17 protein-coding genes and 2 pseudogenes are annotated in these 18,579 nt (G+C 62.4%); 3 read left to right on the forward strand and 16 right to left on the reverse strand.

From position 1 onward, the window contains the following. Window positions 1-42: 42 nt before the first annotated feature. The 6 genes and pseudogenes from XI06_RS01230 to XI06_RS01255 form a co-directional block, all read right to left on the reverse strand. Window positions 43-1,041, reverse strand: a complete 999-nt coding sequence (locus XI06_RS01230; RefSeq protein WP_271604564.1) for a polyprenyl synthetase family protein — start codon at window positions 1,039-1,041, stop codon at window positions 43-45. A gap of 132 nt (window positions 1,042-1,173) precedes the next feature. Further along, entirely contained in the window at window positions 1,174-2,517 is a 1,344-nt protein-coding gene (locus tag XI06_RS01235; protein ID WP_271604436.1) for a cytochrome P450, read from the reverse strand. After that, a complete protein-coding gene (locus XI06_RS01240) occupies window positions 2,517-3,362 on the reverse strand; it encodes an SDR family oxidoreductase (RefSeq protein WP_271604437.1) in 846 nt (281 codons plus the stop codon). Before XI06_RS01240 ends, XI06_RS01235 begins: the two co-directional genes overlap by 1 nt. Then, window positions 3,349-3,660 (reverse strand): ferredoxin, encoded by a 312-nt coding sequence (locus XI06_RS01245; RefSeq protein ID WP_271604438.1) that lies wholly within the window; start codon window positions 3,658-3,660, stop codon window positions 3,349-3,351. The genes XI06_RS01240 and XI06_RS01245 overlap by 14 nt, the downstream gene beginning before the upstream one ends. Beyond that, window positions 3,648-4,948, reverse strand: a pseudogene (locus tag XI06_RS01250) (cytochrome P450). The gene XI06_RS01245 and the pseudogene XI06_RS01250 overlap by 13 nt, the downstream one beginning before the upstream one ends. Window positions 4,949-5,041: 93 nt before the next feature. Next, window positions 5,042-6,244 (reverse strand): cytochrome P450, encoded by a 1,203-nt coding sequence (locus XI06_RS01255; RefSeq protein ID WP_271604439.1) that lies wholly within the window; start codon window positions 6,242-6,244, stop codon window positions 5,042-5,044. 980 nt (window positions 6,245-7,224) lie between these two features. Here XI06_RS01255 and XI06_RS01260 point away from each other — a divergent pair. The 3 genes and pseudogenes from XI06_RS01260 (at window position 7,225) to XI06_RS01270 (ending at window position 9,783) form a co-directional block, all read left to right on the forward strand. Then, entirely contained in the window at window positions 7,225-7,383 is a 159-nt protein-coding gene (locus XI06_RS01260; protein ID WP_271604440.1) for a hypothetical protein, read from the forward strand. Window positions 7,384-7,446: 63 nt separating this feature from the next. Beyond that, window positions 7,447-8,078: pseudogene (locus XI06_RS01265) on the forward strand (FMN-binding negative transcriptional regulator). Between the two features lie 799 nt (window positions 8,079-8,877). Continuing rightward, window positions 8,878-9,783 carry a TauD/TfdA dioxygenase family protein gene (locus tag XI06_RS01270; RefSeq protein ID WP_271604441.1) on the forward strand — a complete coding sequence of 302 codons (906 nt, stop codon included), beginning with the start codon at window positions 8,878-8,880 and terminating at the stop codon, window positions 9,781-9,783. A 185-nt stretch (window positions 9,784-9,968) separates the two neighbouring features. Here XI06_RS01270 and XI06_RS01275 read toward each other — a convergent pair whose 3' ends face one another. The 10 genes from XI06_RS01275 to XI06_RS01320 form a co-directional block, all read right to left on the reverse strand. After that, complete coding sequence (locus XI06_RS01275; RefSeq protein ID WP_271604442.1) at window positions 9,969-10,211, reverse strand: DUF2274 domain-containing protein; 243 nt, start codon at window positions 10,209-10,211, stop codon at window positions 9,969-9,971. A 3-nt stretch (window positions 10,212-10,214) separates the two neighbouring features. Next, window positions 10,215-11,426, reverse strand: coding sequence for a TrbI/VirB10 family protein (locus XI06_RS01280; protein WP_271604443.1), 1,212 nt, complete (start codon window positions 11,424-11,426; stop codon window positions 10,215-10,217). Beyond that, window positions 11,423-12,442 carry a P-type conjugative transfer protein TrbG gene (trbG, locus tag XI06_RS01285; protein ID WP_271604444.1) on the reverse strand — a complete coding sequence of 340 codons (1,020 nt, stop codon included), beginning with the start codon at window positions 12,440-12,442 and terminating at the stop codon, window positions 11,423-11,425. Before trbG ends, XI06_RS01280 begins: the two co-directional genes overlap by 4 nt. Next, complete coding sequence (trbF, locus tag XI06_RS01290) at window positions 12,439-13,122, reverse strand: conjugal transfer protein TrbF (protein ID WP_271604445.1); 684 nt, start codon at window positions 13,120-13,122, stop codon at window positions 12,439-12,441. Before trbF ends, trbG begins: the two co-directional genes overlap by 4 nt. Before the next feature lie 95 nt (window positions 13,123-13,217). Next, window positions 13,218-14,447, reverse strand: coding sequence for a P-type conjugative transfer protein TrbL (gene trbL / locus XI06_RS01295; RefSeq protein WP_271604446.1), 1,230 nt, complete (start codon window positions 14,445-14,447; stop codon window positions 13,218-13,220). Continuing rightward, window positions 14,444-14,815 carry a putative entry exclusion protein TrbK-alt gene (gene trbK-alt / locus XI06_RS01300; RefSeq protein ID WP_271604447.1) on the reverse strand — a complete coding sequence of 124 codons (372 nt, stop codon included), beginning with the start codon at window positions 14,813-14,815 and terminating at the stop codon, window positions 14,444-14,446. Before trbK-alt ends, trbL begins: the two co-directional genes overlap by 4 nt. Continuing rightward, the gene (gene trbJ / locus XI06_RS01305; protein ID WP_271604448.1) at window positions 14,815-15,543 is read right to left on the reverse strand and encodes a P-type conjugative transfer protein TrbJ; all 729 of its coding nucleotides are present in this window, start codon (window positions 15,541-15,543) and stop codon (window positions 14,815-14,817) included. Before trbJ ends, trbK-alt begins: the two co-directional genes overlap by 1 nt. After that, entirely contained in the window at window positions 15,540-17,981 is a 2,442-nt protein-coding gene (gene trbE, locus XI06_RS01310) for a conjugal transfer protein TrbE (RefSeq protein WP_271604449.1), read from the reverse strand. Before trbE ends, trbJ begins: the two co-directional genes overlap by 4 nt. A gap of 10 nt (window positions 17,982-17,991) precedes the next feature. After that, window positions 17,992-18,255, reverse strand: coding sequence for a VirB3 family type IV secretion system protein (locus tag XI06_RS01315; protein ID WP_271604450.1), 264 nt, complete (start codon window positions 18,253-18,255; stop codon window positions 17,992-17,994). Beyond that, the gene (locus XI06_RS01320) at window positions 18,255-18,578 is read right to left on the reverse strand and encodes a TrbC/VirB2 family protein (protein ID WP_271604451.1); all 324 of its coding nucleotides are present in this window, start codon (window positions 18,576-18,578) and stop codon (window positions 18,255-18,257) included. Before XI06_RS01320 ends, XI06_RS01315 begins: the two co-directional genes overlap by 1 nt. Window position 18,579: the final 1 nt, after the last annotated feature.

Here is an 18,579-nt window from a genome sequence, read left to right on the forward strand (position 1 = left end):
CATCGCAGCGGCACGAGGGCGCCTCCATCCGGACGGGCGCGCTCATGCGCATGGCGCGTGCTTGAAGAGATACGCGTTGGCCCGCTCTAGGAGTTGCGCCAACCGTTCCGCACGCGGCCCCAGCGGCGCGATGGCCTCCCCGGCATCGCGCAACAGATCCAGCGCGAACTGGCGTGCTGCCTGCAGTCCCATGATCGACGCGCAGGTCGGCTTCTGCGCCGCCGCGTCCTTGCCGGGGGTCTTGCCCAGCATCGCGGCATCCGCTGTCACGTCGAGAATGTCATCGATCACCTGCAACGCCAGGCCGAAACAGGCGCTGTAGTGATCGAGCGCACAGTACAGCGCAGCGTGCGCGGCATTCTCCGCGAGAGCGCATAGAGCGCCCATGCGAACGGACGCGCGCACTAGCGCTCCGCTCTTCATCCGGTGCATCGCCACGATCCTGTCCAGTTCGACGTGCTTTCCCACCAGAGACAGATCCATGGCCTGCCCGCCGGCGGCACCCTCGGCTGACACCGCCCGCGCCAGTTCGCGCACGAGCGCAATACGGTTGTCGCCCGGCGCGTCCAGGCTCGCCAGGGTCAGGAAGGCGTGCGCTTGCAGCGCATCGCCGACCAGGATCGCTGTAGCTTCGCCGAACTTGACGTGCACGGTCGGAAGGCCGCGGCGAAGCACGTCGTCGTCCATCGCGGGCAGATCGTCGTGGACCAGGGTGCAGGCGTGTATCATCTCGATGGCGGCGCCAACGTCATCGAGCATGTGCGCCGGCGCGTCGGCCAGTGTGCCGGCAGCCAGACAGAGCAAGCCGCGGGTGCGCTTCCCGCCATGCAAGGTGGCGTAGCGCATCGCCGCCATCAGCTCGGTCTCACCGTCGTGTTGGGCGCAGAGAAGACGCGCCAGCACCTGTTCGACCCGGTTTGCGCCCTCATGCATCCAGATTTCGGGCAGCAGCCCGCCGGATGCGCCCCGCGCCCGCGCGCCCCATCCGCCGAGCGCGGAATCACCACTTCTGTCATCCTGTGGCGTAGAACCGGTCTGCATGTTGTTCATGTCCTTGTCCCTGACAGGCGAGCTGCCGCGGTGTTGTCTGCGTCGCACCGAGCGCGCGCCGAGTGCAGCAATCCCGCGCCTCGCCAGCGCCGCTGCCTCACCACAGGGGCATGTGATGCCAGCTCATGAGAATCCGATGCGGATAGTCATGGACGGATGTGCGGTCGGGTAATAGCGCCGGCCTTTTTCGACGCCGTTCAGCAACCGCGGCCGCGTCCCGCCCTCGTGCATGGTCAGCGCCAAGGCGATGCAGAACTGCACCAGTTCCAGACAAGCCAGGTGGTAGCCGACGCAGACGTGTGGGCCGGTACCAAACTGCAGCATGTCCACCGGCCGGATAGGCTCGGTGCGTTCCAGCCAACGCGCCAGGCGAAACTGATGAGGCGCCTCGTACAGCAGCTCCGAGGTCGAGAAATGCAGCACCGGGATGCATAGATCAGTGCCCGCGGGAATGCGCCGTTGGCCGAGTCGCAATTCACGCACTGCGCGACGCACCAGGAGCGGCGTCGGCGGATGCATGCGCAGCGTCTCGCGGAACAGCGATTCGGCGACCGGACACTGCGCCAAGTCCGCGTGCCGGGTCGGCACCGCGCCCACGCGTTGCGCCTCCTCGACCAGAGCGTCCCACAGCCCAGGCTGCCGCGCCAGCTCGATTACCATCCACGCCATAGTCGACGCCGTGGTGTCGTGACCACCGAGCAGCAGCAAGCGGATATTGGCGACTAGGACCTCATCGGAGGGCGCATCGTCGCTCCGATCGAAGGCGCTCACCATGTCGTTGATCAACCCGGTGGGCGCGGCATGTTCGCGCGCGTCGCGAACGAACTCGTGCAACCGCGCATCGATCCAGTCTCGGGCGGCGCGACCGCGCCGCAAGGGCAGTCCGGGCAGGTCGACCGGGGGCGCGACGATCAACTGCAGCAGTTGCCGGTACTTGCGACGCCATTCCGGCAGGTCCTGCGCGGGGATTCCCATGAGGCTGAAGATGAGTTTGAGCATTAGATCGCCGGTTTCTCGCAGGATGGTTACGTCGCCCCGGTCGCGCCACCTCTGCACCCGCGCCCGGATGACGGGCGCGAACAGCTCACCGATGCCGGCCTGGGTCAGCGCCGTGGGCAGGAACGTCGCCTGGATCGCGCCGCGCGCCTGCCGGTGCGCGCCGCCGTCCTGGGCGACCAACGTTCCACGAAACAATTCGGGCGCGATATCTTCGATCAGCGCCGAGGACACGTCCTTGTGCCGGAGCAGTGCGATCGCATCCGGATCCAGACAGGTCACCATGTGTCCGGCAGGGCCGAAGTCCAGCCAGAAGTGGCTGCCCAGCGTCCGTTCCGCACGCCGCAGCAGGCGCGGTAGGTCGCAGACGATAGCGGGAAGGTGCCCGACCAAGGGGAAAGCGCCGGGCACGACCGGGATGTCGTGCCGCAGCCGATCTCGACGGTTCAGCGGGTTGAGCAGCATGTCCATCACCAGCGCGGCGACGCAGCCGCTTCGGCGGTCTCGCCGGAAGGCGGCGCGGCGCGGCTGTTTCCACCGTCGGCGTACGTCGGCACATGCGCCAGCATGCCGCCGTCGATGCACACCACTTGGCCGGTGATGAACGCAGCATCGTCAGAGAGTAGGAACGCCACCAGCGCGGCCACGTCTTCGGGGCGGCCGACGCGCGGCAGGAGCTGGTGCCGGCGCAGATGCCGTTGCGTGCACTCGTCCAGCTTGGCCAGGAGACGCTCGGTCATGATGAGACCCGGCGCAACCGCGTTGCAGCGGATCTTCGCATGACCGTACTGGGTGGCGAGCGAGGCCGATAGCATGTTAATCGCCGCCTTCGATGCGGCGTAGGACGTCAGTGTGGTGTCACCGCTGAGCCCCTGGCACGACGACATGTTGACAATCGCGCCACCGCCGCGGGCGATCATCCCTGGGATGGCCCGCCGGCAGCAGAGCAATGTGCCGCGCAGATTGGTTGCCATGGTCTCATCCCAGACCGCCAGGTCCAGGTCGAGGATCGCCCGGTCGCGCGGAGTCAGATGCATCGCGCCCGCATTGTTCACCAGGAGATCGACCGCACTGAAGTGCCGCTCCGCCGCATCGAACAGCGCTGCCACAGCCTGCGACTCGGCGATGTTGATGGCCAGAGCCAGCGCGTGGCCCGCCTCGCCCGCGATTTGGGCGGTACAAGCCGTGGCCGCCGAACCATCGACGTCGGCGACCACCACTTTGCCGCCCTCGCGCGCGATTGCGAGGGCGCATGCCTTGCCGATCCCGGCGCCGGCGCCGGTCACCACGGCCACCTTGCCTTCAAACCGTCCCATTGTGTCCTCTTGGATTGCGTTGGTCTCTCGCGGCATGCCGCTCCGCGTCCGCCGGAGAAGGCGCACTGTCGGCGCTGGTGCGCTCGTCACGGCTAGCTTCGCTTTTGATGACCCGAATGGCGGCGACCGGGCACTGGCTGGCTGCGAGCCGCACGGCCGCGTGCAGCGCCTGCGGAACTGTCGCCGCCCCGCACACTTCGGCCACGCCGTCCGATTCGCGCTGGCGAAAAATACCCGGTAGCGTCACCGCGCACTGTCCGCTGGTTCCGCACAGATCCTGGTCGACTAAGACTCGCATCGCAGCCCCTGCGCATGCAGCAGCACCGGCAGCGCGCGGAACGTCCTAAGGAATGCGGAGGGCTCCCGGGTCGGCAGCCCGGCCAATGTCAGCGTGGGGAAGCGCGCCTGAATCCGCGGCAAACTTTCGGCCAACTGCACCCGGGCCAGTTGCGCACCGAGGCAGAAGTGGATGCCGTGGCCGAAGCTCAGCATGATCTTCCCGTCGGTCGACATGCCGGGACTAGTGCCGTAGAACCGGGCAGGATCGAAGCGGTCGGGATCGGCGAAGGCGTCGGGATCGCGATTCCCAGACGCGATCAGCACGCGCACGTCCGCGTTCTTCGGGATCACCACGCCGCCTAATTCGATGTCGTGCTGGGCGATACGCGGAATGGAGCTGAACATGGCGGGCGCGTCGCAACGCAGGACCTCTTCGACGAATGCCTTCACCCGCATGGCGTCTCCCTGCAGCCAGTGCCGCTGTTCGGGATAGGCCAGCATCGCCAGGACCGCATGGTCGATGGTCGCAGCAGTGGTGACGAAGCCACCCAGCAGCATGCCCCACAACATGCTGATCAACTCCGCATCTGAAAGCGTGTCGGCATCATCGTCGTGTGCGAGGACCAGCATCGACACGATGTCGTGGCACGGATCGGTGCGCTTACGCTGTATGAGAGCGCCGAAGTAGGCCTTCACTTTGGCACTGGCCGCGTCCGCCGCGGCGAGCCGGGAATCGCGGCGTGTGGGCTCAGGCCTTCCAGAATGGCGCCGATGCCCGCGGCGAGCCCGAACATGTCGTCCTGGGGCATGCCGAACAGTTCGGCGAAGACCAGTATGGGCAAGGCCAGCGCGAATTCCCGATGCAGGTCCACGGCCTCCCCGCGCTCCAGCGCGGGCGCCATGCCGTCCAGCCGCGCTTCGACGATACGCGCGATGCTCGGCCGCAGGTTGTCGATCTGGCCCATGGTGAAATCGCGCGAGATCAGCCGCCGCAGACGCGTATGCGTCGGTGGGTCTTTCATCGCCAGCGTGGAGGCCAGCAGATTGAGCGACAGGCTGGTCGCCGCATGCGGAAAATAGCGCGCCAGTTCGCCCGGCGCCGGTCCCCGAAACGCATCGCCCGTGGCCTTGAGGGCCCAGTAGATGTCGGCGTGGCGGCTCAACAGAAAGAGGCCCGACGCCGCGCGATGCACCGGGTCGTGCTCGCGCAACCACCGCATGAACGGATACGGGTCGTGGATCCACGCTGGCGACGCCAGTTCGGCGAACGCGTCCCGGCATGCTGCCGTGGTTTCTTGCACGTCCATCTTCGTTACCTGTTGGCTGGCTGATCTGAGCGGTGCAGGCAGGTGCGCCGGCAAACCGCGGACACGATTGCGCCCCCCAGCGGCGTCCGCACATCACCAGAAAACCGGGAACTCCTCGAACCCGCCAGTGATGATCTCCTTGCGCAACTTCAATTGTTCGGGCGCGACGGCCAAGCGCAGCGCGGGAAAGCGCTGGAAGATCGAACCGAACACCGCCTTGAGTTCCAGCCTGGCCAGCTCTCCGCCGATACAGGAGTGCGGACCGTAGGAGAACGCCAGGTGCGGCTTTTCCTGGCGCCCGATGTCGAAGATTTCCGGCGCGTCGAAATGGCGCGGATCGAACGACGTTGCCGGCAGGCCGACCAGCACCTTGCTCTCGGCGGGAATATGCACGCCCGCGATGGTCACGTCGGTTTTCGGATAGCGCATGACGCCGTCCCAGCCCGCGCCCGGCGGATACATGCGCAGGATTTCCTCTACGGCCTTATCCACCAGGGATGGATCGCCGACCAAGCGTTCGCGCTGTTGCGGATGGCGGAACATCGCCAGCAGGCCGCATTCGATCTGCGCGACGGTGCTCTCGTGCCCCGCCACCAGCATGCCTGCCGCCAGGCCGATCGCTTCTTCCTCGGTAGCCTTGCCCTGGTCGACCGCCGCGAGCAGATCCGTCAGCAGGTTGTCGCCCGGATTCTGGCGCTTGTCCCGCATCTTGTCCCGAATATAGGCGCGCAGTTCTTCCCAGGCCAAGCGCGACGCTCTGCGCGGGCCGCTTTCATGCTGGTGCGTCATCACCTCGTCGGACAGCGGAGCGAAAAAGGCGTGATCCTCGTAGAGCAGGCCCAGCAGGGCGCTGATGACCATCGCCGGAAGCGGAAACGAGAGGTGGCGCCGCAAGTCGGCGGGCTGGCGCTGGGCCGCCAGGTTCTCGAACAACTGCGCAGCGATCGCCTCGACATGCGGCGTCAGCAGCTTCACCCTGCGGCTGCTGAAGGCCGGCGCGACGAGCGTGCGTAGCCGGACATGCTCGCCCCCCTCGTGCGACACGAGCCACCCCGGCGAGCCAAGAATCACCGAATCCGGGGTAAACGCCGTCGGCGGCATTCCCGCCGGCCGGAACGCCGCGTCGGACAGCGCCGCCTTGGCCTCGTCGTAGCCTGTCACCCACCAGCCCTCGTGCCCGGACGGGAAACGCACGCGGTGTATCGGACCGTTGGCGCGTAGCGCCAACATCTCGGGCGAGGGCTCGATGTGATCGACGCGCCACATCGGCAGCATCGGCAGGGGTTGTTCGGACACGGTAGCACTTCACTCTCTAAGCGATTGGGGGGGCGCAAGGTGCCCACAGGCGCTACGGTCACCGACTTTACGTGCGCTTGCGTTCACTTCTGTTGTTCGATGATGCCGCGGGGAAGGAGACCAAATCCTAGGGCGTCAAGTTGGCTTTAGCCAGCTACCAAATCTTGTAGTAGCCTCCTAAGCTAAGCGCCTGGTGCCACAAAACATATGCGGAAACTCTGTCGCTACGCGCTACCATACGGAAACCTATTTCAGATGGGTATCCGCCTATGTTGGTTGGCGTCATGCGCGTCTCAGAACACGGACCTGCAGCGCGATGCGCTGCTCGGCTCGCCATCGTGACCTCGCTAGAAGGACAATTGGGTGGCGTTCCACTCGCTGACCGAGAACCTGCACGGCGACGCCCTCGGGCGAATTCCTGTTCCGGGTGCACCGCGCTAGCACAGAGCGCGCTTTAATCTAGGACCACGTTGCCAGCTACTTGCGCACGTTCGCGTTGGCACCATTGCCAAACTCGAGAACCGCGTTCTCGTCGATGAAATACGCGGTTGCGGAATCCGGCGCGGCGCAACCTCGCCCGCCTCAGCTTCGTCATCGAACCCAAGGGCCGGCTAGCTCTGCCAGCGCCCGCTTCAGACACGGCGTGAGATACGGGCACCCTCGCTACGGCTTATTCGAGCGCGGCCTCAACCTGATCGTGCGTCGGCGGTGGAAAATCCTCGACAACCTCCTCGGCCGATTGCCCATGGGCGAGGGCGTCCACCATAGACGGGAACTCTCGTGGTTTTAATGATGGGTTGGTTGCGATCACCTCCGACTTGTACCCATCGACGCAGTTCAGACGATGAACACGGCTTTGAGGTCGGCGTCGATCTTGCCAAGATCAAGGACTAATTCGCCAAAACGCGCCTCGGTGCGAGTCGAACGACAGCTGCCGGATCGCTTCATACAGGCGAGCCGGGTAAGATCTCTGAAGGTCCATGAATGCCTGGCTCAGCCCGCAGGAAATAGCTACGGAAACACCAACCCAACGGCAGCTCGACGGACTGAAGCGGCTGAGTGGAATTGCCCGCGTCCCAAATAAATCCGAAGCCGTCACGTCAAAAGAGGAAGCGGAGAAGCTCTACGGGAGCGACTAAAACTGGCAGTTTTCTCGCATATTGACTTGCGTCTATCTCGACGACCTCCAACGGAGAGCCTTCATGTACATACCAACCCACTTTCGAGATGACGACATCGAGAATATTCGAGCGACAATCCGCTGCGCCCGATTGGCCAACCTAGTCACAGCGACATCAGATGGGCCACTTGCGACGCCTCTTCCGCTCTTCCTCGACGAGAGCGAAGGCGAACACGGCGCACTATACGGGCACCTGGCGAAGGGCAATCCGCAATGGCGCACGGCCCGATCGGAGAAGCTCTGGCGATCTTTACTGGCGCAGAGGCTTATGTGACGCCATCCTGGTATCCTAGCAAGCGACAAGCTGAACATGTGGTTCCGACATGGAATTACATCGCGGTCCACGCCCATGGGCCGATTGAGTTCTTCGAGGATCCCACTCGCCTGCTTGAGGTTGTGACGCGTCTGACGAATATCCATGAGACATCACGTGCGACGCCCTGGGCCGTCAGCGATGCTCCCGCGGATTTCATCGGCGGCGCCCAGTTGCGTGAAATCGTCGGCGTGCGCATCCCGATCCCCATGGTCGAAGGCAAACGCAAGATGAGCCAAAACCGCCCCACGCCTGATCGTATTGGTATCGCCACCGGCCTAGCGGCGAGCAAACTGGCACGGGACCAGGAAGTTGCAGCTCTTATCTTGGTTCAGGACTGAGACGAAAATGTGCATGACCAGCAGCGCCGCAGCCATCTTACATCTACAGCTCTCACGAATCCCAGCGGTCGGGCCATCAATTAACTCGCGAAATTCACGAACGAAAACGTCAGCTCGGGCTTGCCGCACTGTGCAGGCACTTGTCCGTATTCTGACAGAGGCACAATCTGGTGTCACGTCCAGCACAACGCGCATAGTAAGTGTCCAGACTTTCGAAAGCCCATCCGACTCTGCGGCTCCCTGCGCCGCCCGGGATGGCCATTGCTCAAAACAAAGCAATCCAGAAAAGAGCCGCGGAGGCAGCAATGCTCACGCTCTGCAAACTCCATCTCGCCCCCCGGAAGCAATTACATTGTTGAACCAAGTCGCGCACAAGTGACAACGACTCGGAATGGAGACTCACGTCAGCGACATTTTGACAGTTGCGCGCCGCGCAACTCAGTCTAGGAGCATGAGCAAGCAAGAGCCGCGACGCTTGTATATGCAGGCCAATGATTAGTCCCCAGAAAGAACCGTCATCGTCATAGTGAGCGATATGCCAGTTGAGACGGAACTTGCCCGCAATCTCGGTCTCGTCAACGTATCAATCGTGGGATGATATGTTTTCGAGGCGCGCTTCCGCGCGGCAGGGCCGGACTACATAATTCATGACCACCATAAACTATTGCCAACTCAAGATCTGCCGTTTGCTCGCTCCTGCTGTCGCTTCGCGATGCTTGCGTTTTGCTTGGCACGATGCTTGCTGAAGATCATTTGTCCCAAGGGGTGAGGAAGAACTGCAAGGGCTTGGAAAAGTAAGATGAGCACAAACGCTTTGATCGGAGGCGCCATTCCGAGCACCGATGTTGTGAAACGTGCAGCGCGCATCGGCGCCGAAGTCAAAAATATCAAGCTATCAGGCGACCTACCGGACCACACGATCGCCGCGATCAACAGCTTACTGCTCGAGCACAAGGTGATCTTCTTCCGCAATCAAGGACATCTCAATGACGCTGAGCATGAGCGCTTTGCCGCTCGTCTCGGAAAGCTAGTGCCACATCCGATGCTCGGTGCTACCAAGGGAATGGCGTCGCTCCTCGAACTGGACTCCACTCGCGGCGGCGGTCGTGCCGACGTTTGGCATGCGGATGGGACCTTCGCCGACGCCTATCCCAAGATTTTGGTCCTGCGGGCCGTTGTAATGCCAACGTTCGGAGGCGACACCGTATGGTCGAACACCGCTGCCGCTTATCTTGGTCTGCCGCCGCCGCTACAACGGCTTGCCGAGGCCCTCTGGGCCGTTCACAGCAACGTCTTCGATTACGCCGGGATCGCGCGGGTCCGCGAGGTCGACAAGAAACATTTTGACGAGGTGTTCACCAGAACAGTTTTTGAGACCGAGCATCCCGTCGTACGCGTCCATCCCGAAACGGGCGAGCGGACGCTAGTGCTCGGCGCCTTGGTGAAGGACTTTATTGGAATCCGCAAATACGATGGACAAAAGCTGTTCGATCTGCTCCAGTCTCACATCACTGCGCCCGAAAACACTGTGCGTTGGAATTGGTTAGAGGGCGATATTGCGCTGTGGGATAACCGCGCAACGCATCATTACGCGGTCAACGATTACGGGAACCAGCATCGCGTCGTACGTCGGGCCACGATCGAGGGTGACGTGCCTCTCAGTGTCGATGGCCGGAGCAGTGTAACGCGAAAGATGACCGAATAACTGCACGTCGACGCCCAGCGCCCCCCGGCTGAAAACTGGGAAAAATTGGTAATCGGAGTTGTTTCGGGCAAACTCGAAAACACACTTTGCGACGCCATATCTCAGCTCTTGATGCCAACTCGGCAGCGCTTCGCTGTGCTGGCAACTATTTAGCGTGGGCAACGGCTTCGAGGAAACCACGAGCATCACTGTCCTTCGCCGGCGGCCGGTACGTGACCTTCACGTTTCAGTTTAGAAAATCCGCGGTCAGTAGCCATGAAACGCGCCAGCATGGGCGCGATCAGCTTCGTAGGATCGACGCGTTGCCCGTTTTCGCGTACCAAAGCCTCTGCATAGGCAACGAGATCCCGATGCACCGCTGCCGGAAGCTCAGTGGTGACCTTGACCGGCTTGTCGTCTGGAAGCGCTCCTATTCTAAGTTTCGGCATCGCTCATCCTCCGTATGGCGGAAGTATGAGGTCGCGATTGACGAGAACGCGAACCGGGAAACCAGGTCGTACGGTCAGCGTGGGCTGGATGTTGAGACTGCGCCGAACCACCTGCTGTCCGGTCTGGTTCAGCGAGTCCGAGGCGCCGTGCCGCAATGCCTGGATGATTGCGCTGTCGTTGCTGTTGGTGTCCGAGCCGGCACCCAGTTCGGTTCCGACAGCCAAAAACGTCGAAAGTGCCGCAGCCTTGAACAGCTCACCCCAGTGATTGTCGACCTCGTCTTCGAGGCCTGCATATCCGGCAGTGTCAGCACCAGGCTGACGCTCGAGAACGATAGAACGTCCATTCGGCATGATCAGCCGTGTCCAGACCAGCTGGACGCGGGATTGGCCGAAAGCGACCTGGCTATCGTAGACCCCGATCAGACGCGCTCCCTGGGGCACAAGCAGAAAGCGGCCCGTCGGTGTGTCAAAAAGATTCTCGGTGATCTGCGCGGTCACTTGGCCTGGAAGGTCCGATCGGATTCCGGTGATCAGGGCTCCCGGAATAACCGTCCCAGCCTGCACGATATACGGTGAGACTGGCTTGGTGACGCGATCAGGACTGACTGTGCGACGGTCCACAGAGGCGTTCACGAAGGCAAGCTTGCGGTCCTGACCGTTTTGCGCATTTCCGTCGTCCCCGGTGCCCGTCGCGCTCGCAGGCACTACGCGCTCGTTTCCAACCGCCGCAGCAGCGGACGGACGCACTTCTCGACCATTGGCCGAAGCGAACAGGTGACTGATGCGTGCTGCTTCGGTCTCTTGATCCCGACGTTGCTGATCCGGATCAGTGCCGATCATCGGCGACTGGCCTTGAGCGGCAAGTATCGGTCGACTGAGGTCCCCGGGGAGTGGCGGACCAAGTTGCGGGATTGGCTGGCGCGGAACGCCAGCATAGTCCTTCGGCAGCGTCGTAATGCCGTCGGCAACATTGTGGTGGTCGGTGCTGTAAAGCTCATCGGCCGCTTGATTACGGGAGCGAGTGCTCTGTAGCGACCACAGGACCGCTCCGCCGATGACAAGTAGGGCAACCGCGCTCCCGCCGGCTAAGACCTTCCGCGACAACCGTGTCACGCGCGGATGCTCTGCCCTCAAGCGGAAGCTCCTGGACTGCTCCTCCTGTGTAGCCGGCGGAGCAGCTCGCTGGTGATCGGCTTCATTCCGGGTATTCATGACGACGGCCTCCCGTCGGTCCTGACAATCCTAACCTTCTGCTGGTGTTCACCGCCAAGCCGCAGTTCGGCGGCCGCAAACAGCCGATCGACGATCAACACGTTGCCGTAGGCGCGATAGTTGACGAGTTCGGTCTTGCCTTCCGGGCCGATGACAAAGAGCGGCGGCATCTCGCCCTGCACGATGCCTTGCGGGAATTCGACATAGGCCTTGCGGCCATCGTCATATGCGGCGAGCGGCCGCCAGGGAGGACTGTCCCCTTCGATGGCATAGCGGAAGATACGCTGTGCCGGATCGGGAAGAACGGGTTTCAGAGCGACCGAACGCGATCGTTCGCGTACCGTTTCAGGATAGTACCAGGCAACGGATGGCATGTATGGCCGCTCGCGCGAGCGGAGCTCAATCAGATACGTGCGCCGGTCAGTATTGACGACGAGATTGGTCTCGATCGACGCTCGGGTAGGCTTGACTAGGATATGGACGCGTCGTGTGTCGCCGCTCCCGCTCTCGGTATCGCCCACCACCCAGCGTACGGTATCTCCAGCCGCGATCGGCCCTGATCCCGTCAACTGTTCTCCCTCCTCGAGCGCGATATCCGTGATCTGCCCAGGCGCGGCGTAAATCTGATAGAGCGCTCCCGGACTATAGGCGTAGATTTGCGCCGCATTGAAATACCCCCGCTTGCGCGGTTCGACGCGGGCTGCGTTGTTTGCAGTCTCAACCCGGCTCACGGGTTCGGCGTCTTCCTTTCCTCCCGGCTTGCCTCCAAGAGCCGGCTTCCAGAGGGGTGGAACGTGAAGTGGTCGCGATCTGTCGTCGAGAGTCACCGGCGTCACCGGTAACGGAGGCACTTCAGCGTCATAGCTGATCTCCGGCGGGATATAGGTCGCGCACCCGCCAAGCATTGACGAATAAAGCAGGAGAGCGTGCAGACATGCTCGCTTCGCGGTCACAGAATTGAGCCCACCTTGCACGAAGGGGTGCTTCGAATGAACGTGAGACGGCGTCTTGGTCACTGGTTCAACTCCTTCGACCAGTTGATGGCGCGGACGTAGACGCCAAGGGGATTCTTGCGCAGCCGTTCGGCATCGCGCGGCGTCTCGATCACGATGGTGAGAATGGCAGTCCAGCGCTCAGTCGAACTCAGCGAGCCGTTGTCATAGACGCGCTGGGTCCACGCGATGCGAAAGCTCTCCGACGATGCTCGAATGACGCTCGATACGTCCACTGAGATTTGGGACTTGCCCAGCTTGGCAAAGGGGTCATTATTGCGCGCATAGTCGTTGAGCGCAGCCGCACCGCGATCGGTTGTAAAATCATAGGCCCGGAGCCAGTTTTGGCGCAGAACGATGCCGTCGGCCGGTAGGCCTCTGACATCCTCGATAAAGCGCGCCAAATGGTAGGCGATCTGCGCATCACTCGGTTGATAGTCAATGTTGGCCGGCGCGACCCTTTGGGCCTGGCCGAGATGATCCACTTCAACCACCCACGGCGTGATCGAGCCTTGGCTCGATTGCCAGACAAGGCCACCCCCGAGACCGGCCGATAGCATTAAGCAACCGAACGCCATCAGGCGCCAGTTCTTGGCCTGCACGCGGGCAGATCCGATGCGCTCGTCCCAAACCTGCGCTGCCTTCTGATAAGGCGTGATCGGCTCGGGCATGGGCCCGTAGTGTACTGATGGCCGTTTGAACATCGATAGTTGCCCCTGAGATCAAGTGATCGCTTTCGAGTGGTGCGATGGAAGGGTTTGAGACGTTGTGCTGTACAGCGGAGGTGCAGTGGTGCGTCTCAGCGCTCTCCTTCGGACAAATCGACGGAGGAGCCGCTGCCACCATGATCGCCCGAGCGGACGGCCTGGCTAGCGGCGGAGGCACCATGCCGAATAGCCTCGGCGCGCTTCATGCGTCGCGCCCAATCGGGCTGCCCTTCGGCCGAGGTGCTCGCGGTCTGCGCACCGGCTTCCCCACCCCCGCCGAGCGCAGCCGCTGCACGACGCAACGGGCTCATGGTAGCGGAGGCACCAGCTTCGGCGACGCCGGCGAAGCCGCTAGTCCGGTAAGCGGATTTTGCTCCGCTCATGACAGCGCCGCCACCGCGCGCGGCACCTGCGATCGCGCCGCCAGCGAGACCGGCACCGCCGCCGGCGAGGCCCGCGCCCGCCGCAACAATGCCGCCGGCAGCAAGGCCTGTTCCAATCGCGGCGCCAGCGCCGAGTTGCGGTCCGCCTGACACAAGGCCGTTTGCGATACCCGGACCGAAGATTCCGAGACCCAGTAAGGATAGCGCCGCGAGCACCAGTGTCATCGCGTCTTCAATGGTCGGCTGTGCGCCGCCGAAGCCCGCGGTGAACTGTGAAAACAAGGTCGAGCCGATCCCAACGATGACGGCCAGGACCAGGACCTTGATCCCTGAAGAGATGACGTTGCCCAAGACCCGCTCGGCCGCGAAGGCAGTCTTGCCAAACAAGCCAAAGGGAATGAGGACAAAGCCGGCCAGCGTGGTGAGCTTGAACTCGATCAGGGTAACGAAGAGCTGGATCGCCAGAATGAAGAAAGCGAGCAGCACCACGATCCAAGCGAATAGAAGGACGACAATCTGGACGAAATTCTCGAAGAAACTGATGTAGCCCATCAGGTTGGAGATTGATTCGAGCAGCGGTCGGCCGGCGTCGAGTCCTACTTGAGCGATCTTTCCCGGCCTCATGAAATCGGATGCGGACAGGCTTGCACCCGATGCTTTCAGCCCAAGACCGGCGAAACTCTCGAAGACGATGCGCGCCAAGCTGTTCCAGTTGCCGACAAGGTAGGCAAAGACGCCCACAAAGAGCGTCTTCTTGACGAGGCGCGCGATGATGTCTTCGTCCGGCCCCCAACTCCAGAACAACGCGGCAAGCGTGACGTCGATCGCGGCAAGGGTCGCTGCGAGATACCCGACGTCGCTACCGAGCAATCCGAGACCGCTGTCGATATAACGCGTGAACGTTTCCAGAAACTGGTCAATGATCCCCGCACCCGTCATGGCTTGCTCGCCTCAGGTGTCGCCAAGTTCGGGTATCCCTGTGGAATCCGGCTTTGGTCCTTTGGAGCAAGCGCAACGCCAGCGGCGGCATCGTCGTGGCCAGGAGCTGCGGCACTACCTATCTTGCCAAAGAAGCGACGGCGGTTTTCGTCCCAAACGCCCTTACAATGCCGATAATCCGCTGTTTCTTCCGGAGTGACGCCGCGGCAGCGCGCGAGGTCGGAGCTGGTTGCATCGGTCGTCTGCTCCGCCTTCGGTGCCGGCGGAGAATTGTCTCCGCCACGCAGCTGAATCGTGCAAGCAGCGACGGCCACTAGGCCGATTGTCGTAAGCAGCGACAGAGCCTTGAATGCCTTTACGTCGGTCATTAGTGGAACATCTGCACGTTGAATGATTGATAGCCCTGCCCAGGTGTCAGGAAGCGCCGAAGTTGTTCTCGGGCCTGATCCTGGGCCGAGGCGCGCTGAGCCGATTCAAGGCTCTGCGCCCTGCCCTGTGCCGTCACGACAGCAGTGAGGTCGGCGAGCTGCTGCGCGTTCAGCGCAAGGATTTGATTGCCAGCCTGCATTGCCTGCAGCGCGCCGCTTGCGGCTTGGCTAGACATTACGAGCGCGGACGTCTGGATGCGGTTTGTATCGAGGTTGCCAACGATTCCTGCCTGGACGCGAAGCGCGTCCTGCGTTGCTGCGTAAGTATTTTGCCACCGCGATTGAGCGTTGGTGACTAGCAACTGGCTGGATTGGTTGCCAGCGGCCGGCGCGTAGCTGGTCGAGAAGGCGCGATCGATCTGCTGGATGTCGTAGGCAATGCGCTGGGCCTGGGCCAGCAATTGCTGAGTGCGCTGGATCGAAGATTGCAGTTGCCGTAGCGACGAGTACGGCAGGTTTGCCAGATTCTTCGCCTGATTGATCAGCATCTGCGCCTCGTTCTGCAACGAGGTGATCTGATTATTGATCTGCTGCAGCTCCCGCTCGGCCGTCAGGACGCTCTGAAGGTAATTGTTGGGATCGAAGACGATCAGCGCCCGCGCAGGCCCGGCGACGCCGAGCGAGAGAGCGATGGTGCCAGCGATCAGAAATGAACCAAGTCGTCTCATAGCGATCTCTCCAGATTGACGAGATTGGGGATCAGGTCGAGAGCCCAGGCGACGCCACGGTGTTGAAGCCAGGCCGGCACGAAGCCGTCAGGTCCATATTCGGCGAGCAGTTGCGCGATGGCAGCCTGGTCTGTCTTGGAAGAGGCTGCGGTAAAGGCGAGCGCGACCTCACCAAGGCCAAGTTCGAACATCCGGTTGCCCCGACGCGACTGGCAATAGTAGTCGCGCTTTGGCGTTGCCCGGCTCACAAGCTCGATCTGGCGGTCATTGAGGCCGAAGCGGCGGTAGATGGCGGCGATCTGCGGTTCGATTGCCCGTTCGTTCGGCAGCAACAACCGTGTTGGACAGCTCTCGATGATCGCCGGAGCAATCGCAGATCCATCAATGTCCGAAAGCGACTGTGTGGCGAAGATGACGGACGCGTTCTTCTTCCGAAGCGTCTTCAGCCATTCCCGGAGTTGCCCTGCAAAATCCTCGTCATCAAGGGCAAGCCAACCTTCATCGACAATCAGGAGTGTGGGCCGGCCATCGAGATGATCACCAATACGATGGAAGAGGTACGCCAGCACGGCCGGCGCAGCACTCGTTCCGATCAAGCCTTCGGTCTCAAAGGCCTGGACCGACGCCTCGCCGAGACGCTCGAATTCAGCATCAAGCAAGCGCCCGGAGGGTCCGCCCAGGCAGTATGGTTGCAGGGCCCGCTTCAGGGAGTTCAATTGAAGCAGGACGGACAGGCCCGTAAGGGTCCGTTCCTCCCTCGGCGCCGAAGCGAGAGATGTCAGCGCCGACCACAGATGATCCTTGACCTCCGGGGTGATCTCGACCTTTTCCCGAGCAAGGATTGCGCAGATCCATTCCGTGGCCCATCCGCGTTCGGAAGGATCATCGATCCAGGCCAGCGGCTGCAGGGCGACGGGTTGTTCACCTCCGTCGGACAGTGCGCCACCGAGATCATGCCAGTCACCTCCCATCGCAAGGGCGGCCGCCCGGATCGAAGCACCGAAGTCAAACGCAAAGACCTGAGAGTTCGGATAACGCCTGAATTGTAGCGCCATCAGCGCGAGCAGCACTGACTTGCCAGCGCCTGTCGGTCCCACCACAAGGGTATGGCCGACGTCACCGACGTGGAGTGAGAATCGGAACGGCGTTGATCCCTCGGTCTTGCCGAACAGAAGCGGCGGCCCCTTAAAGTGGAGGTCCCTCGCCTCACCGGCCCAAACGGCCGACATCGGAATCATATGGGCGAGGTTGAGAGTTGAGATCGGCGGCTGCCGCACGTTGGCGTAGACGTGGCCCGGCAGACTGCCGAGCCAGGCTTCGACGGCGTTCACCGCCTCGATCATGCAGGTGAAATCGCGACCCTGAATGACCTTCTCGACCAGCCTCAGCTTTTCATCGGCAGCATTGGGATCGCGATCCCAGACGGTAATGGTTGCCGTGACAAAGGCCTGTCCGATCTGATCAGACCCCAGTTCCTGCAACGCCGCGTCGGCATCAAGCGCCTTGTTGTGGGCGTCGGTATCGAGCAGCGTCGACGCCTCGTTCGTCATGACCTCTTTGAGGATGGTGCCGATGGATTTTCGCTTGGCAAACCACTGCCGACGAATCTTGGTCAGCAGCTTGGTGGCATCGGTCTTGTCGAGCATGATCGCTCGGGTCGACCAACGATAAGAGAATGGCAGGCGATTCAGATCATCCAGAATTCCCGGGGTCGTCGCGCCCGGAAAGCCGACAATCGTCAGAACTCGCAGGTTGGCTTCCCCCAGCATCGGCTCAAGCCCGCCGGTCAGCGGCTGGTCCGCCAACAGCGCATCGATGTACATCGGAATTTCGGGCACGCGAACGCGGTGACGCTTGGTGGAGATCGCCGAGTGCAGGTAGGTCAGCGTGTCCTGATCATCGAGCCAGGTGCATTCCGGCATGAACCCTTCGACGAGTTGCAGCACGCGGTTGGTTTGATCGACAAACCCGCGGAGGGCCTCGCGCGCGTCTGCTCCAACGGTCCGATCGCGGCCCTCATAGAGCAGGCGCTCTGCCTTGGCGGCTCCCTCCTCCGGCGGCAGATAGAGGAAGGTCAGAAAGTAGCTGGACTCATAATGGGCCCCCGCCTCTTCGAATTGAGCTCTGCGCTCGGCGTCGACCAGTGCGGACGCGACATCCGGGAAGGTGTTCGGAGGATAGGCCCCAGCAAAATGACGCTGCGCCTCAACAAATAAGGCCCAACCAGATCCCAGACGGCGCAGGGCGTTGTTCAGGCGACTGGCGGCGCCGACAAGCTCTGCCGATACCGCGCTGTCGAGGTCAGGCCCCCGGAACTTCGCCGTCCGCTGGAACGAGCCGTCCTTGTTGAGGATAATTCCCTCGTCGACCAGGGTCGCCCAAGGCAGGAAGTCGGCAAGGCGCGCGTTGGAATGGCGATATTCGGCAAGATTCATCATGACAGAGGACTCAGGTGTTGAGATGTTCGGGAATGCGCAGATGTCGACGCACCACATCGACAAAGGCGGGATCGCGCTTGGCGGCCCAGACAGCGGCCATGTGGCCGATGAACCAGAGGACAAGCCCAGCAATCCAGAGCCGAAGTCCGAGCCCTAGGGCTGCCGCGAGCGTGCCGTTGACGATCGCGACCGACCGCGGCGCGCCGCCCATCAGGATTGGCTCAGTGAGCGCGCGGTGAACGGGCACGACAAAGCCTGCCACCTGATCATCCATCAGATCACCACGCCGCCACCGAAAGAGAAGAACGACAGGAAGAAGCTCGAGGCGGCAAACGCGATCGACAGCCCGAACACGATCTGGATCAGCCTGCGGAAGCCGCCCGACGAATCTCCGAACGCGAGGGTCAGCCCGGTCACAACGATTATGATGACGGCAATGATCTTGGCGACCGGCCCCTCCACCGACTGCAAGATCTGGTTGAGCGGCTGCTCCCACGGCATGTTCGAGCCAGCCGCCCGCGCCGGCGGGGGTGCCACAAGCACCGCGCCGAAGGCGGCCAGCGATGCACCTCGAAGAAACCGAAATTGCTGACGCATG

The sequence above is a fragment of the Bradyrhizobium sp. CCBAU 11434 genome, assembly GCF_028128895.1.
GTDB lineage: Bacteria > Pseudomonadota > Alphaproteobacteria > Rhizobiales > Xanthobacteraceae > Bradyrhizobium > Bradyrhizobium zhengyangense.